Origin of the sequence: Nostoc sp. (assembly GCF_036917155.1) — a bacterium.
Lineage (GTDB): Bacteria > Cyanobacteriota > Cyanobacteriia > Cyanobacteriales > Nostocaceae > Nostoc.
This window is the reverse complement of record NZ_JBALDZ010000108.1, coordinates 57,537-74,342: the sequence shown is the minus strand read 5'-3', so window position 1 is coordinate 74,342 and position 16,806 is coordinate 57,537. Positions and strand designations below refer to the sequence as shown.

Sequence of the window (16,806 nt, the reverse complement as noted above, 5' to 3'; positions counted from 1 at the left end):
ACTCCAAACTCCAAACTCCAAACTCCAAACTCCAAACTCCAAACTCCAAACTCCAAACTCCAAACTCCAAACTCCAAACTCCAAACTCCAAACTCTTAACTAAAATGAAAATAGCGATCGCTCAAATTAATCCTACTATCGGTGATTTGCTTTTAAATGCCCAAAAAATCCTGGAAGCGGCACAACGAGCAGCATCTAGCGGTGCGCGTTTGTTGTTGACACCAGAACTTTCTTTATGTGGCTATCCACCAAGAGATTTATTACTAAATCCTAGTTTTGTGGAAGCGATGGGCATTACTTTACAAAACTTGGCTCAGAATTTACCACCAAATTTAGCTGTGTTGGTAGGCACTGTTGAACCGAATATTAAAGCACATATTAGTGGCGGTAAAACTTTATTTAACAGCATAGCTTTGTTAGAGAATGGTAAGGTTGAGCAAATTTTTTACAAGCGACTTTTACCTACTTACGATGTGTTTGATGAACGTCGCTATTTTGAAGAAGGCTTACAAGCTAATTATTTCACTCTCGATGATATCCATATTGGCGTAACTATTTGCGAAGATTTATGGAACGATGAAGAATTTTGGGGTAAACGGAGTTATGCAGCAAATCCGATTGCTGACTTAGCAATTTTGGGTGTAGATTTGATTGTAAATTTGTCTGCTTCGCCCTACACGGCTGGCAAGCAGCAGTTTCGCGAAACTATGCTCAAGCATAGTGCAGTACGTTTTCAACAACCGTTTATTTATGCTAATCAGGTTGGGGGAAATGATGATCTAATTTTTGATGGGCGTAGTTTTGCCTTAAATCGTCAAGGTGAAATTATGTGTCGCGCCCGTGGTTTTGAAACCGATTTATTAGTAGTGGAATTTGACGAAGTGCAACGTGATTTGCAGTTGGGTTGTGTAGAACCGATATATGAATCGGAAGATGAAGAAATTTGGCAAGCGTTGGTTTTGGGAGTGCGAGATTACGCTCGTAAGTGTCGCTTTTCTAAAGTAGTGTTGGGTTTAAGTGGCGGGATTGACTCTGCAATAGTAGCTGCGATCGCTACGGCTGCACTTGGTAAAGAAAATGTCCTCGGTGTTCTCATGCCTTCCCCTTACAGTTCCGAGCATTCCATCAGTGATGCTGTGGCATTAGCCGAAAATTTGGGGATTAAGACTAATCTTTTACTAATTGGCGAGTTAATGCAAGGCTTCGATCAAACATTAGGTGAATTGTTTGCGGGTACAGAGTTTGGACTGGCTGAAGAGAACATCCAATCTCGGATTCGCGGTAATTTATTAATGGCGATCGCTAATAAATTTGGCTATCTGCTTTTATCTACTGGTAACAAGTCAGAAATGGCTGTGGGTTACTGTACCCTCTACGGCGATATGAATGGCGGGTTAGCGGTGATTGCAGATGTTCCGAAAACCCGTGTGTATTCACTTTGCCAATGGTTAAATCGCAATAATGAAATCATCCCGCAAAACGTCTTAACTAAACCACCCAGCGCCGAACTCAAACCGGGTCAAGTGGATCAAGACTCTCTACCGCCCTACGAAGTTTTGGACGACATTTTGCAACGCCTGATTCACAACCATCAATCAGCAATGCAAATTGTCGCAGCCGGTCACGATCCGGTAATTGTAGACAGAGTAATTCAAATGGTGGCGCGGGCTGAATTTAAACGGCGACAAGCACCCCCCGGCTTAAAAATCACCGATCGCGCCTTTGGAACTGGTTGGCGAATGCCAATTGCTAGTAACTGGGTTGGTGTCAAAAACGCTTACCAGGCTAAAACCATAGCTACACCTACCTTAGTCAGCAGGGATGAACAAGATGCCCATCCGCAAATCAAGTAATTAGTATCAAACCTCTCCTTGCTTTGAACTTTTGTTCAAATCTGTCCCTTTCCGCATTAGACATCTCCAGAAATTAAATATGCGTTACCCAGAATCCTTGTAGAGACGTAGCAGTGCTACGTCTCTACATTCATTTTCACCAGATGTCTATTAGAGAGGGACAGATTTTGCGTAGTAAAACCAAGAAGAGGTCTTTTTTATGGAGTGTTGAGGTGGATTTTTCTTTCCGCCACGCGAACGAGTATCTCGTCAACTTGCTTTAGGCTCTTTGCGATAACTTTTGAAATTTTCTGTGTCATCGCGAAATTTGTCGCTTTTTGGGATGACACCGCATAAATCATCTGAGTACGCCCCAATATTAAAGTAATAAACTTAACTTTTCTTCCAAGCATTACACTACCTACACCTGCTATTCGATTTGACAAATATTGGCAAGGTTTTGGATCACACCTTAAAAAGGCTATTTTTTATACAGTTTACTAAATAAAAATCCATAAAAAATCAACTTTGAAGCGTGCGCCAATCAGGTCATAATGTTAAATCAATTACCCATATTGTCTAGCCTTCAGCACTTAGTTCATCGATTCTATATGTACATGACTGTAGATAATTCAATTGAACGCAGAACAATTCAATGGAAACCTGAACCATATTTACAGCGCAATATTGATTTATATAAAATTAAACACGACCAATTTGCAGCATTATTACATCAAAAAAATGAGCAAGGCTTAGTTCAATTCTGGCTCGATATGGCGCTAAATAACTTGCCTTCAAAATATAATTGGGAACCAGAAAACCGCATCGAAAAAGCATGGCAGCATTTAAGTCTATATTGTGAGGAAAGTTGCTATCGTGCTGCTTCACAAGTATGGAAAGAAAACCAATATAAATGTTGGGAAGAATATATTTTTTTTGCGCGGTGCTTAGTTTATGATCCCGTAAAATTTCGGGAGATTCTGGCGAAATACGACCCTAAGATTTCGCCACTTTACGCTTACATAATTGAAGTTTTGCGAAAAACTATTAAAGACGAGGGCGCAGTTGCCAAATTTTCTAAATGGCGATTGTTGTGCAAAAAAAGTAATAAAGAACTGAAAGAAGCACTAATTCGATATGGTATATGTGAACCGGAGGTTTCCAGATTTTTGTTTGCGCGTAAATATTTTAAACAAGTTTATCAATTCAGTAAAATCCAAAACCCTGCTACTCGCAGTGGACAACGTTGGGTAGAACCAGATAGCAATGACTTTCAAGAATCAGCACAATATTACAACGCCGAAAAAGTACTAGCTATAGCACCACATCAAGTCGCAGTCGGTAAAAATGTGACTGGAGAACAGCTGCAAAGGTGGATGGAAACCTGCGTTACTGCTTTGCGAAATTACCCCCAATCAATTGCCTCAAGTATTTCCCTGGAAGTAATGGGTGCAGTTAGTTGTAAAATTGATTCAAATGGGAGTTTTAACTTAGAAATAGAAGATTCTACATCTGAGCAAGAGAGCTTTTGTCAGCGAACGGAGGTGGTGTTACAACACGAATTACTAGCGCTCAATGACGACCAAAAAGAAATTTTATATCTTTACTATGGATTGGGATGGAATCAAAAACAAATCGCGGCAAAATTTGTAGTTACCCAAGGAGCGATCGCACGTCGGTTACAAACTATTGAGCGCAGGCTAATTAATGCGGCATATTCATTAAAACAACCGCCGCAATGGGTAAAAGGGTACGTGACAAACTGGTTGAAATTTAATTACGAAACTCCCGATTATTCTGATTTAATTCATGCAGCGCTGGTTACATCTGTCAAACAAATGAACACTCAATCTCAGGATTTATTGCGCCTCTACTACGGACAAAAACTAGACATTAATGCTATTAGCAATCAACTTCGTCTTCCCTCAGACATAGTGAATGAATTACTCTGCCAAACAAATTCTGAATTAGAAGTTGCATTACTCAAAGAACTTGACATAATGATTAGAAAATTTTTAAATATCTGGCTAAATAAACAATATAAAAATGACCGCTTAAATTCACAAATCAAACAGTTAATTTTTACATAAAATTTTAAACGAATATGTTAATGTATATACATTTATTGTATGATATATACAATAATAAACAAAACAAATCAGCTTTGAAAAACCAATTATTATTGCAAATATCTAACTCCATACAACAGCAAGCCTGGAAAGACGCACAACAGCATTCTCATAAAATCGCACAGTACAGTGCTTATTTGAATCGTGTCTGCTTGTATACATTTTTAGGCTGGCTGAATGACCAAATCCCTGATGAAGCGTTATCCAATTCTGCAATTTATCCTAGTGAAGATGGCTTACGCAGCATTTTAGAAGTAGTAAATGGTACTGCAATCGGGATTGGTACGCGGCGAATTATCCTTATCCCCAACGAAAACATAGATTCAGAATCACTGCGAGTTCCTCAAGAATGGATAGATATCCCCACTTTTGTCGGTGATTATTACTTAGCCATACAGGTTGATTTAGAAGCAAATGCAGATGAATGTACATTGACAGTACAGGGGTTTGCGACATATCGTCAAGTCAAACAGTTGAGCAAGTACGATCCACGCGATCGCACTTATATATTACCAACAGACCAGTTAATCACCAGCCTCACAGTAATGCAGGTGACGCTAGGAATAGAAAGGCATGTAGAAGTGCCAGAATTGCAGATTTTATCTGAGACTGAGGCTCAAAATTTATTAGAATTGTTAGGCAATTCATCTATTTATTCTCCACGTTTGCGAGTTGATATACCATTTGCACAGTGGGCAGCACTACTGAATAATGAAGAATGGCGACAACAGCTGTATCAGCGACGGGTAGGTAGATTGGTGACAAAAAATCAAGTAAAAATAAGCAATTTGAGTAAATGGTTACAAAATACCTTCGATGATGGTTGGCAATCTCTAAACACACTATTTAATCAAGAACCTGGAAATTTAGTTTATAGTTTTAGAAACAATGAGGTAGCAGCTAAAGGTATATCTATAGACGGGATAAAACTAATTGATTTGGGAATGCAATTGAGTAATCAATCAGTTGCACTTTTGGTTGGTTTGACACCAGAAACCGATGGGAAAGTAGCTGTACGCGTGCAACTGCATCCAGCCAAAGGACAAACTTACTTACCGCCTAATATTAAACTAGCTTTATTTTCTCAATCAGAGTCCATTCTTCAGGAAATTCAATCGCGGATTCAAGATAATTTTATTCAATTGAAACGATTTATTTGCCCACCAGGAAAAACCTTTAAAATTCAAGTGTCTATTGATGAGTTTAGAGTGACTGAAGAATTCGTAATTGAACCATTTACATTGACACAGCAATGAGTAAGTTAGTTATCTTAAACCTGGGAAAAGGTAACTTGCATTCAGGTTTTTCTTTTGTGACTGTTCAGCTATTCTACGAAAAGTCAGTTGATGAGCCTCTACAAGAAGCAGGGAATTCACAATGGAGACAATTTCAAGGTAATTTACCAGCTAGCCCAATTCTTCTTGACCTATATCGCCGTTGGCAATTATTGTATGAATTAATCTACGAATCTCGCTACATAAATGTAGGTTTACGCCAATCTCAGCCAAAGGATGAAGATATTAAAATTGATGATGCTGATGTTACCCACTTTTCTGATGTAGATTTTTATAAAGTATGTGATGAATTACAGAAACAAATCGATATCTGGCTAGATGCTGAAGAGTTCCGCCACATTGATCGCCAGTTACGGATGCAGTTAAGCAGCGATGATGAAATCCGCTTTATTATTCAAAGTGAAGATATATTGCTTAGGAAACTCCCTTGGCATCTTTGGCGTTTTTTTAGTGATTATCCCAAAGCAGAAGTTGGTTTAAGTTCCATCGAATTTGAAACCAAAGCTCAGGTTAAAAATTATACGCAACAAGTAAAAATATTAGCGGTTTTAGGTGATAGTAAAGGAATTAATATTGACACAGATCGGAGGATATTAGAGAGTTTACCATCTGCTAAAACAGTATTTTTGGTAGAACCAAAACATTCAGAATTAGATACACTACTTTGGGATAATCAAGGATGGAATATTCTATATTTTGCCGGACATAGTTACAGCAGTCATGAAAATAATACTGGTTATATACATATAAATAAAAAGGAATATCTAAATATAAATAATTTGACTAACGCTCTAAAAAAAGCTTTAAAAAATGGGTTGAAAATAGCAATTTTTAACTCTTGTGATGGCTTGGGTTTAGCACAGAAATTAGAGGATTTACATATTCCCCAAATTATTGTCATGCGTGAAAGAGTACCGGATAAAGTAGCGCAGGAGTTTTTGAAGCACTTTTTAACAAACTTTGCTGAAGGTCAATCATTTTATGTATCAGTGCGACAGGCGCGGGAAAAGTTACAAGGTTTAGAAAGTGAATTTCCGGCTGCTAGTTGGTTGCCAGTAATTTTTCAAAACCCAGCAGAAATATCACCTCTTTGGGAAAATCTAAGAGGTAAAAACCAAGAATTAAAGAAATATATTTCATGCTCATCATCTCAGTTAAAAATAAATTATAAAATAACTTTGATTGCTAGTTTAATTGTCACTAGTTTGGTAACATTAATTAGATATTTGGGGATATTACAGCCTTGGGAAATGAAAGCATTTGACCATCTAATGCAGATGCAATCGCCAGAATCAGAAGATAGTCGTCTATTAATTGTTGGCGCAGATGAAAAGGATATCCGCACCTATGGTTATCCTCTACCAGATGCTGTAATAACTCGACTTTTGGACAAATTGCAGCAGTATCAACCCGCAGCGATTGGCTTGAACATTGTCCGCGATTCACCTGTACCAATTAATGATACAGCTAGTAATCAAGCACTGATTAATCATTTCCAGAAAAATCACAACCTGATAGCTGTATGTACTTTGAATAACAGTCCAGAACAAAGCATTGCACCTCCATCTCAAAGTCCAGGAATTCCAGTAGGCTTTGTTGACTTATACAACGACCAACAGCAAAACAACAACCAAGATAAAATAGTCCGCCGCTATCTTTTATCCCGTAGCGAAAATCCGATATCTGAAGCTTCTCCCTGTATTACCAAATATTCTTTTGGCTGGCAATTAGCATACCAATATCTTAATGCCAAAAAAATTCCAGTAGCAACCTTCAAAGATGATTGGAAATTCGGCACATTTGTCATCAAGCATCTGGAAAAAAATAGTGGGGGGTATCAAAACTTAGATGCACGGGGAAACCAACTGCTGATTAATTATCGCCATACTCTAGACCCCATTCATATTGCTCAACAAGTCACCCTGAGAGATATTTTGAATGTAGATCGCGATCGCTTTCACCCTGCTTGGGTGAAAAATAGAGTTGTCCTGATCGGTGTTGTTGCAGCCAGCGTCAAAGACCCGCATCAGACACCAGAAGGTGAAATGCGATCGCTTTTCATCCACGCCCATGTCGTCAGCCAATTACTCAGTACCGTCGAAGACCACAGACCGCTATTATGGTGGCTACCAAAATGGAGTGAAACTCTATGGATATTTTGCTGGTCATTGACGGGAAGTATTGTGATTTGGCGTGTCAAAATCTCACTTCACCGAGGCTTGGCACTTGGTATATGCAGTGCTATGTTATACGGAATCTGCTGGAGTATCTTCGCTTTGGGTGGATGGATACCACTGATTCCAGGAATTATTGCCTTGGTCGCCCCTTGGGGTGTTATTTGGTTAGGTAATACCGTTTACAACAAACAACAGACATGAAACAGGTTGGGATTTTTGTCAGGTTTATCTGTAGTGGGATTTTGATGCTGGGTACACAAGGACTCGAACAACCAAATTTATCCGCAACGTCGCCACCACCACAACCACCTACTACAGGTACCCCTAAAGGAAATTCAACGCCCGGAACGACGCGCCCAGAAGCGACGTGTAAGCAAACGAATAAACCACTGACATCACTTAACGCCAACAATGGCAATGACTTTACAAACTCTCCATATCCTAGCTTTTGGTTTTACGTGCCTTACAAACAGGACGATGTTAAACACGCAGATTTTTTACTACTTGATGGACAGGAACACAAAACAATTTACCATACAGCAATTAAGCTAGCTACAAAACCAGGACTGATCAAAATTACTCTGCCTTCAGGGTCAAAAAATTTGCTCCAACCAAATCAGAATTACCGTTGGTACTTGATGTTAAATTGTCAGGGTAGTAATAGCGATGAACCTGATGCTGTTGTTGATGGATGGATACAGCGTAAAGTCATCAATAGTAATCTTTTGCATCATCAAGTAGATAAGTTATATAAATATAGTTTTTATACTAAAAATTATCTTTGGTACGATGCAGTCAATAATCTAGCACAATTGCATTTTAATTACCCAGATGATGCCGAAATTCAAGTAGCTTGGATAAATTTACTCAAGCAATTAGACAAAGAGTGGGTAGCACAAGAACAATTTGTTGATGCTGTAAGTGTTTCAATTCATGAGTAATATTATTTTTAATGGAAGCTATAAATAATAAGGTAGGCTTATCGCCTACCCCACAATAGTTTCGATTGATTTACTTACCGAAGAAGAATTCAGGAGCCAGAATCCAGAATGGATTCTATGCGACTGGATGGAGAATCGAGGTTTAAAGCCCCCGATTTTAAACGCGCGTGATCATAAATTCTTGTCCTTACTGTTACCCCAATACGGTTCGGATAAGCATTTTGAACTCAGAATAGGGTTTTGGGAAAAGGGTAAGGGTTAAAGGTTTTTTATTCCCCTTTCCCCTTTCCCCTTTCCCCTTTAACCGAACCGTATTGACTGTTACCCCTGACTTGATAGCTTAGGGTATTCTGAATTCTGTCTTGTGACTCCTTCTCATTTATAACTCTCGTTTTACTTGTAAAGTACGCTTTTTTCCAAGCAAGGCAAATATTAGCAAACCAATTATGCCAGATGGTTCCGGTACATCTCTAATAGGTGATGTAGGTGGTTGTGGTGGCAGTATTATTGGTGGTTGGATAGGTGGCGTTACTGGTGGTTGAACAGGTGGTGTTACTGGTGGTGGTGGTGCATCCAAATGACCGCGAAGTGCGATCGAATCGTTTAAGCATTCTTCAAATAAACTGGCGATAAAATTACCACTTGGTAAAAGAGACCGAGAAAACTTAAAGCCAAATAATTGAGAACCTTGGAAAAGACCTTGGCCAAACCCTGCTGCATATAATGAATTACTATCTAACAAAGTTACATCACCCAAGCGATCGCCTGAAGCAATTACATTGGGTACTGATTCTGTATTCAAAGAATAGGTATAGCGTCCTGCTGTATAGCGCGGATCGCCACCCCAATAGGTATCATTCCAAGCTAAATCTCCAACATTAGCTGTTTGCTTTTGCTTTGCTGATAGGGAGTTGTAATAACGACCGAAATTTCGATAACCTGCATTCTGGGTTTCAACGCCAACACCAAAAACATTCTTGTAAACACCCAGTCCTACTTTGGAATCATTGCCAGGTGCAAATCGAATACCGAACAATTGCCGATTGTCATTGGAAGTACCGAATTGACTGTTACCAGAGAAATCGAAAAATAAATCACCCCAACCAATGTTGCCGTTAGATATATTGTAACATTGTTTACCATTGCAAACTCTGGACATATTGTAACCATCTCGACTCATATTCGCGTTGATGCCAATCCAAACATCATTACCATCATCTTTAATACCAATACCAAAGATATCAAAAGCACTTCCGTCACTTGTATCCAATGCATCACCCACAGCATCGCGAGCATACATCCAATCAGCTGCAAGGGTTGCTTTATTTGCAGTCAGTATAAGTGACAAAGGTAGTAGAAAACAGAGCGACTTTATCAATCGAATTGGCTGAATTTTAAGTCCGTCGTCAAACATAGGAAAATATCTTCAATTAATGATGGAAAATCTAATTAGATGACTGGAGGATATTGATTTCAAAAGCTGAGTTAATGAATGCTTATCCTCATGAATCAAGATTAGTTTCTCAAGGCAAATTTCTTAAATAGAATAAACACTTAATAGCAAATAAAGATTGAGTAATAATAAATCAGTAAAGCCTAACTATAAATTAGGATTTATAAAAATGTACGGATTTTATAAAACATAAAAAAAGATTTTGCCAAAAAACATCACTACCTTCATATTTGATTGAGGTTGTTCCCAATTAGATAATTAGGGGGCTAATTCTCAATTATGGCTCCATCTATGGAGGATATTTGTAGAGATTTTTTCTAGTAGTTACAAGTAGGTCTGTTATAGGCGATCGCACGAACTCACCAAAATTATTTTCCCAAAAATCATATTACCCTCATATTGCCCTGAGGCTACTCCCAATAAATATATTAGATTTATCTAAAAAACAGGTTGTGAAGCTTGATTTAGCGAGGATTCCCAAAGTTTTTTAGAAAAAAATCATACTACCCTCATATTTGCTTAGGGTTAATCCCAATTAGATAAGTAGAAAGTAATCAAATCTCTGAGCAGAAGTAAAATGCAGCTAGATACACCTTTGGGACAAGATGAGACTATTCAGAAAGAATATGAATTCAGTGACTCACTGCTACTTTTTTTCCTAAAATCCCATTTTTGGCTGACTAACAAGAGGCTAATTGTAAATGCACCTAATGTTTTTCTGGTGATACCTACAGGTAATGACACAGTTACCTATCCTCTACGAGCTATAGGTGGGGTTAAAACCAAAACCGAGTTGAAGTTTATGTCACTTATGGGTGGTGTTGCACTTTTCTTGATTGGTCTTTCTCTTATTAAGTCGGTTGGAATTTTGCTTATTCTATTGGGAGTCCCTTCTATAATTGGAGCATTCCGAACACTAATTGTCGTTGCGTCTGGTGGTACTGGAGTAGTCGAATATTCTCATCTTCCCTGGGAAGCTGGGAACGCGAAAAAAATGATCAAGGAGCTAAATCAACTTATTGCAGAAATCTAGGCTTCTTGTATTGAAGATAAAGTCGTATCAATTCTCAGGGTATGTTGTTGTCAAGCGCAATATACCTGATATCAAATCTTGCAAGAGGCAAGATTTTTTGTAGCCGTTCAGAGTGAGAAAATTTAGAAGAACTACCTTTAAAAATTGTCAATGAGCGTGGTCAAAATATGCCAGTGCTATTTGATCAGGACTTATGCACGGACTAGGATTTTACGTCATTACGGGCAGAGCGTTCGCGGAGCATCTCGTAGAGAAGTAATTCCAAAGACTCTGTTGTTCGTCACGAGTGCGTAAGTAAGTCCTATTTATAAGTAAAAGTAAAAGTGAGTAGAGAAATGAAGAGAGTGTTTATCTTAGGATTTAGTTTAGTTATTTTGGGTAGTAATCAATTATCAGCAGTAGCTGATAATCGGCAGCCAACAAATACTGAAATCAATCAGTTAAGGCAGGAACTTCGTGAAGAAATCCCTAAACTTCGGACTTATAAAAAAAAGGGACCAGGAAATTGGTCAGATTATCGAAAGACAACTGAAATTCAAACTCAGGAGCATTTTGTTAGAACTTGGTCACGAATAGCTCCTACTGTTGCGCCTTTTCTTGGAGAATGGCAAGGACAAGAAGAGTGGCTCATGATTTACCCATCAAGGGTTAAAAATCAAGTCTGTATTATCTTTATGCCAGGGGATACAGAAGATGTAAAATTTGCTGTTAGTTCTGTTTATAACAATCAAATTAGCTTTCCATTGTGGGGAAAACCTAATGTTATTATCAAAGAACAAGAATTTTTAGGACTTATAGATGTTTTACCTGAAGACAATATAGCTAAACTGTGGTTATATACTTATCCCAATCTTTTAAAACATCCGAGTAGTCAAATTTATAAACGGAATACAGCCAAAATACTCTCACAATTTAATGCTGCTGGCTGCACTACTTCAAAACCATGACAGTAATCAAATTATTTAGGAAACTGGAAAGTATTTATAACTTAGGCGATGAATTATGAAAATAGGATTTACATCTTGTTTCGGTCTGAGTTTAGCACTTCTATTTGCTAGCGCTTCACCAGCCTTCACACAATCTCAACAAGACAATACTTCTGCTATTCTCAACTTGGTACGACGTGGTTATGGCCCAGTTTATAGTGTTGTGGTTATTGATAACTATGCCACACTAGAATATCGTGTTGGACAAAATATTGGAAGAGCTACTTTAAAGCGTCAAAATGGTCACTGGAAAATTATTGATGGTACTCCTCGTACAACTAATTATTGTGGTGAAGTTAGTTGCTTAGTCAAAAAGGGAGTTCCTCGCCAAATTGCTAACCAACTTCTTACTAGGTTGTCAGCTTCCTACAAAAGGCAAAGTAACGAGTTAAAATCCTTTCAACAAGCCTGGTCTAAAATTCATAGTAGTGCAATACCTTTCTTGGGATATTGGGAAAATGGTAATTTTCCAATACCAAGTTCTGTATTAACGGTTTCAATTTTACCTTCTTATACACCTAACAAAGTTTGCATCGTCGGAATTACAGAAAATTCTCAATATGTAGAGATTGGTACAGTTTTTGAGAAAACTATTAATACAGAGAATGACAAACTTTCTCTAGGAAAGGATTTATCTGGAGTCTACGACACTATTACATCTCACAAAAGAGAATTAGACTTGGCATCCATAGCACCACCTAACAATTGGTATTTCAGTGCAGAAACTAAGAACAAATTACAGCAAGCTGGCTGCACTACTTCTCTACCAAACAGACACTGATACCGCTCAAATAAAACATGAAAATTACCCTTTTCCGAAAAATATTCTTCTTGCTATCTACTACAGGATTACTTGGAATTTTAACATTATCACCAGTCAAGGCACAGACAGATTGTCAAGTAACAGATCCTACTGGAACTCCATTAAATGTGCGTAATCAACCCAATGGTCGAGTAATAAATACTCTCAAAAATGGTAGACAAGTTGATATTCTTGAAATATCTTATGACAGCCAAAATCGTGCTTGGGCTAAAGTAGGCGGCTATTACAACGGTAAATATAGAGTGTGGGGCTGGGTAATTAGAGAATTTATTAGCTGCTATCAGCAATAGAGCGTCCAACAAAAGAAGAACAAATAGCGGAACTGCAACCTTCAAAACGTTATGGTGATGTCACACAAGGAGAATCACGAAAACTATTTGAAAATTATTGGCGATATAAGATATTTTCATTTACAAGTTTCGGTAATAGTGCGTTTCAAGACTATCGACGACTCGCTGGACTCTGGAATTTAAGAAATAGGAAAGATGTATTAACCTGGCAATGTGGTGGACAAGCAAATGCAAATGCAATTAATGCCAAAGAAATAGCTGAAGTTTGGATAATGTATCATCAAATAATAAGTATAAAATGGGCTGATAACCATTATATTATGATAGTTAGCCCAACTCAGTGAGGTGTACAATTTATTCAATTTCCACGTCGAGAATACCGAGATTCACTACCATTAATTGTCAGAACAGAGAGTGGGAATAAAGTTCCTGTAATGGCGCAGTAAATAAATAACTAATAAAATCAATGTTCAAAACATTTAAGCGGCAATGGTTAACTATAATCTTTCCGATTCTTGTACTAATGGCGATAACCAATCCATCAGCAGAAGATTATTATTCGTATGCATATCAAGGCGTTAAAAAAAATATTCATTCTCAAGATATATGCCAAGGAAGTGAAGATAGTTTGCATTCTAAATTTCGACTTCCAAAAAACTATTGTAAAGGGTTATGCACTCCTATCGCAGATAATTTTTTACAGCAGCATTCCGAAGAAGTTTTATCTATAATTACGAGTAACTCTTCTAGATATAACTATATTTTATTTAGCATATTTATTCTAGATGAAGATAATGTTATAAAAGCCATAAGATATCAGATAAATCCAGAATTAGAAGAAAAAGCCAGGAAATTCTTTAAAGAGAAAAAAGGAGATAAAGTATTCCAAGAAATAGAGCAGCTAGGTTCTAATGGAGAGATTGGTAATGCTCCTTCTGTAATTAGTCAATTCAGCGCAATTGGAGTGTTTGGAAACTTTCTTCTTTGAGGATATTTTCCAAAAATTAAAGGATAATAAGTGATTCGCTATTCAGGAGCTAAAAATGAGGAAGCATTTTTTGTTGGTATTAATATTTAGTTTCGTTTTCGTTTTATCTTTATTAACTAGCAAAGCAAGTGCTTCCTTGAATCACCAGAAATTACCATCAGCACTCATAGCTACTATTCGTCAAGATTTCTTGCAGTATCGGGATAATTTTAGTGATTACTTCAGGGAAAGCAAGGCTCACAGAGTTTTTTTTGTTGACCTTAACAATGATCGCGTCAAGGAAGCAATTTTATATCCAGCAGGTGGAGGAATTTGCAGTAACCGTAGCTGTCCAATTTTTATATATACGAAGGTTGGTAACAACTATAAAAACATTTCTGCTAGTGGAACTGATCGATATTCGGGTGTTGCTGGCTCAAGGAATGAACCATCAATTGGAGTTTTGACGACTAGCAACCAAGGATGGCGTGACTTAGCAACTCGATTCTTTGACTATACAACTCGAACAGAAAAGTGGTCGCGGGTTCGTTATAGAAGTCACGGATATACGGATTCACCTCTAGTTCTGACTTCGACTCCAAGAACTATTTTGGAATATTCATCAGGTGTTGAGACAGACTTCAACAAATTTTTAGCCCCTTGATGCAGAATTTACACTATTAATCAATAGACATAGGAATGAAAATTAAATATGCATTACCTGAAACCCTTTGTAGGGACAATTCATGTAGACGCAAAGCGGCTTCCCGCAGGGTATTGTCCCTACGCCAATTCTTTAGATGTCTAATCTAGTTTTCAATTTGGAGTGAATTAATTAAAATGCGATCGCTATTTAATACTCATACTACCTTCATATTTGCTTGAGAGTATTCCCAATAAATAATTAAACACACCTTCCAAATCAAGATACACAAATACATTGAAATATGAATTCTATCAAGAATAATCAAAAGAGTCTGATTGTAACATTAATTTTGCCTGTCGTTTTAGTATTAGCAGGCTGTTCAAGCAAGGTTCTCGATGAAGGAAAAGCCCAAAGATTGGTAGATAAGTTTACCAGTTCTCATAGTGGTACAGCAAAGATTGCTGGTGGTGTTGTTCAGAATGAAGGGGCTTCAATTGCTGAAGCGAAGTTAGATTTTACTAATTTTGCTGAGCTTCAAATTATTTGTACCGCACCTAGTTTTAATCCCGGAATTGCGATTGGGGTTGTATTTGACCCTCCATCATATATAAGAAAGTCTCCAAATGGCAAAATTATTTGTGCTGTTAAAGAACTAAGGGCTATTGAGCTAAATGGAGGAATTACACCAGATGGTTGGCTTTTTACGCCTATCTGTGGTGGGGGTGTAATTCACAAAAGTCAAATTAGGTTTAATTAAAAGTTAAAAGAGAGTAAATGATTATGATTTGTCGGGGTGCAAGTATGACAATAAGTAAGTCGGTGCTAATATTTCCAGCTATGTTAAAGAATTTTAATGTAGGGCGTGTTGTCGCCAAGCGCCGCACCATCAACAATCTCAGGTGCGTTGCTATAAGGCATAACACACCCTACAGCTAATTTATATTTCTTCATATACATTGAATTTTTCTCACCGACTTACTTATACACCTTATAAGCTGTCGCGCATTTAAATTGTATAATTTGGGGTCTAAAACCCTTCCATAGCCTAGAGGCAGCTAAAAAACTAGATGCGTGGCAGCTTACTATCGTAGTTGAATGATTGACTTATTACATCAAATGTGATATTTTATATTGCTATCAATAAAAATCACATATAAGCGTGAATATCTCTCCATCTCTCAAAAAACCGCGTGTCTCATGGCAGGCGGTTTTCTCAGTGCTGATGTTTGTGTTCATGTACCTACCCATATTGGTACTAAGCTTTTATAGCTTTAATCAGTCGCCCTACAGTGCAACTTGGCAAGGATTCACTCTCGACTGGTATCGCAAGTTGTTCAGTGACGATCGCATTTTATCGGCTTTGCAAAATAGTATGATCGTTGCTGGTTGTGCTGTGGCAATTTCAGCAGTGCTGGGAACCTTGATGGCGGTTGGGTTGGCGCGTTATGAATTTCCTGGTAAGAAATTGTATCGCGGTGTTGCTTACCTACCATTGATTATTCCCGATATTGCGATCGCTGTGGCTACTCTAGTATGTCTAGCTACCTTTGCAATCCCTTTAAGTTTGTGGACAATAGTTGCAGCCCATATTGTGTTTTGTCTCGCCTACGTCGGACTTGTAGTTGCTTCCCGACTGACTAATTTAGATCCACACTTAGAAGAAGCAGCACTAGATTTAGGCGCTACACCAACCCAAGCTTTCATCAAAGTATTGTTACCTCAATTAATGCCTGGGATTGTGGCTGGTTGTCTCTTGGCTTTTGTCCTCAGCTTAGATGACTTTCTCATTGCCAGTTTTACAGCTGGTAGCGGTTCTAACACCTTACCAATGGAAATTTTTAGCCGCATTAGAACAGGAGTTAAACCTGATATTAATGCACTCAGTGTAATGTTAATTTCAGTATCCGCGATCGTTGCTCTTGTAGCCGAGTTAATTCGCGTTTCTGGAGAGAATAAAACTTTCAAATAAGAGTCCAATTGGCAATAAACTAGGAGTCAGAATACAGAAGTCAGTGTTCTAACTATAAAGGGATAAAGTTTTAAGGCGAGAATATTTAATACTAGTTTCGCCCACTATTACACTCGCTTTTAACCAATATTTATTACCCACTCATATAGAATTTATACTGAATTCTGACTCCTGAGTTCTTCTTATAAAAATTATAGAGTATTTGGTTCTTAGTGAACTTTTTTGCATAGTGAACAACAGCTATATTAAAATTTAGGGTGCATTG

Annotated in this window: 14 protein-coding genes; 13 read left to right on the top strand and 1 reads right to left on the bottom strand. The window is 37.8% G+C overall.

What is annotated here, in order from left to right:
- Positions 1-104: 104 nt before the first annotated feature.
- From V7K67_RS15805 to V7K67_RS15785, 5 genes are all read left to right on the top strand, one after another.
- Entirely contained in the window at positions 105-1,853 is a 1,749-nt protein-coding gene (locus V7K67_RS15805) for an NAD+ synthase (protein ID WP_335167343.1), read from the top strand.
- A gap of 533 nt (positions 1,854-2,386) precedes the next feature.
- A complete protein-coding gene (locus V7K67_RS15800; protein WP_334733657.1) occupies positions 2,387-3,922 on the top strand; it encodes a sigma-70 family RNA polymerase sigma factor in 1,536 nt (511 codons plus the stop codon).
- Positions 3,923-3,996: 74 nt separating this feature from the next.
- Positions 3,997-5,217: a DUF1822 family protein gene (locus V7K67_RS15795; RefSeq protein ID WP_334733656.1), complete on the top strand. Its 1,221-nt coding sequence runs from the start codon at positions 3,997-3,999 to the stop codon at positions 5,215-5,217.
- A gap of 56 nt (positions 5,218-5,273) precedes the next feature.
- Entirely contained in the window at positions 5,274-7,634 is a 2,361-nt protein-coding gene (locus V7K67_RS15790; protein ID WP_335167337.1) for a CHASE2 domain-containing protein, read from the top strand.
- On the top strand, positions 7,631-8,374 hold the full coding sequence (locus V7K67_RS15785; protein ID WP_335167335.1) for a DUF928 domain-containing protein: 744 nt from the start codon (positions 7,631-7,633) through the stop codon (positions 8,372-8,374). Before V7K67_RS15790 ends, V7K67_RS15785 begins: the two co-directional genes overlap by 4 nt.
- A 379-nt stretch (positions 8,375-8,753) precedes the next feature.
- Here the strand turns inward: V7K67_RS15785 and V7K67_RS15780 are convergent, their stop codons facing one another.
- The gene (locus V7K67_RS15780; protein WP_334733653.1) at positions 8,754-9,788 is read right to left on the bottom strand and encodes an XDD3 family exosortase-dependent surface protein; all 1,035 of its coding nucleotides are present in this window, start codon (positions 9,786-9,788) and stop codon (positions 8,754-8,756) included.
- A gap of 616 nt (positions 9,789-10,404) precedes the next feature.
- Here V7K67_RS15780 and V7K67_RS15775 point away from each other — a divergent pair.
- The 8 genes from V7K67_RS15775 to V7K67_RS15740 all read left to right on the top strand — a co-directional run bounded on the left by V7K67_RS15775 (position 10,405) and on the right by V7K67_RS15740 (position 16,541).
- Entirely contained in the window at positions 10,405-10,860 is a 456-nt protein-coding gene (locus tag V7K67_RS15775) for a hypothetical protein (protein ID WP_334709630.1), read from the top strand.
- Positions 10,861-11,183: 323 nt separating this feature from the next.
- Positions 11,184-11,807, top strand: a complete 624-nt coding sequence (locus V7K67_RS15770) for a hypothetical protein (RefSeq protein ID WP_334733652.1) — start codon at positions 11,184-11,186, stop codon at positions 11,805-11,807.
- A 55-nt stretch (positions 11,808-11,862) separates the two neighbouring features.
- Positions 11,863-12,627: a hypothetical protein gene (locus tag V7K67_RS15765; protein WP_334733651.1), complete on the top strand. Its 765-nt coding sequence runs from the start codon at positions 11,863-11,865 to the stop codon at positions 12,625-12,627.
- Between the two features lie 17 nt (positions 12,628-12,644).
- Complete coding sequence (locus tag V7K67_RS15760; protein WP_334733650.1) at positions 12,645-12,959, top strand: SH3 domain-containing protein; 315 nt, start codon at positions 12,645-12,647, stop codon at positions 12,957-12,959.
- 523 nt (positions 12,960-13,482) lie between these two features.
- On the top strand, positions 13,483-13,947 hold the full coding sequence (locus V7K67_RS15755) for a DUF4359 domain-containing protein (protein WP_335167331.1): 465 nt from the start codon (positions 13,483-13,485) through the stop codon (positions 13,945-13,947).
- 55 nt (positions 13,948-14,002) lie between these two features.
- Positions 14,003-14,590, top strand: a complete 588-nt coding sequence (locus V7K67_RS15750) for a hypothetical protein (RefSeq protein ID WP_335167328.1) — start codon at positions 14,003-14,005, stop codon at positions 14,588-14,590.
- A 283-nt stretch (positions 14,591-14,873) separates the two neighbouring features.
- Positions 14,874-15,329, top strand: coding sequence for a hypothetical protein (locus tag V7K67_RS15745; RefSeq protein ID WP_335167326.1), 456 nt, complete (start codon positions 14,874-14,876; stop codon positions 15,327-15,329).
- A gap of 402 nt (positions 15,330-15,731) precedes the next feature.
- Positions 15,732-16,541 carry an ABC transporter permease gene (locus tag V7K67_RS15740; RefSeq protein WP_334709621.1) on the top strand — a complete coding sequence of 270 codons (810 nt, stop codon included), beginning with the start codon at positions 15,732-15,734 and terminating at the stop codon, positions 16,539-16,541.
- Positions 16,542-16,806: the final 265 nt, after the last annotated feature.

Bases quoted from the DNA above. Each gene is read 5' to 3' on its own strand.
- V7K67_RS15805 (WP_335167343.1), top strand. From the start codon at position 105: ATGAAAATAGCGATCGCTCAAATTAATCCTACTATCGGTGATTTGCTT.
- V7K67_RS15800 (WP_334733657.1), top strand. From the start codon at position 2,387: ATGTTAAATCAATTACCCATATTGTCTAGCCTTCAGCACTTAGTTCAT.
- V7K67_RS15785 (WP_335167335.1), top strand. From the start codon at position 7,631: ATGAAACAGGTTGGGATTTTTGTCAGGTTTATCTGTAGTGGGATTTTG.
- V7K67_RS15780 (WP_334733653.1), bottom strand. From the start codon at position 9,788: ATGTTTGACGACGGACTTAAAATTCAGCCAATTCGATTGATAAAGTCG.
- V7K67_RS15775 (WP_334709630.1), top strand. From the start codon at position 10,405: ATGCAGCTAGATACACCTTTGGGACAAGATGAGACTATTCAGAAAGAA.
- V7K67_RS15765 (WP_334733651.1), top strand. From the start codon at position 11,863: ATGAAAATAGGATTTACATCTTGTTTCGGTCTGAGTTTAGCACTTCTA.
- V7K67_RS15760 (WP_334733650.1), top strand. From the start codon at position 12,645: ATGAAAATTACCCTTTTCCGAAAAATATTCTTCTTGCTATCTACTACA.
- V7K67_RS15755 (WP_335167331.1), top strand. From the start codon at position 13,483: ATGGCGATAACCAATCCATCAGCAGAAGATTATTATTCGTATGCATAT.
- V7K67_RS15750 (WP_335167328.1), top strand. From the start codon at position 14,003: ATGAGGAAGCATTTTTTGTTGGTATTAATATTTAGTTTCGTTTTCGTT.
- V7K67_RS15745 (WP_335167326.1), top strand. From the start codon at position 14,874: ATGAATTCTATCAAGAATAATCAAAAGAGTCTGATTGTAACATTAATT.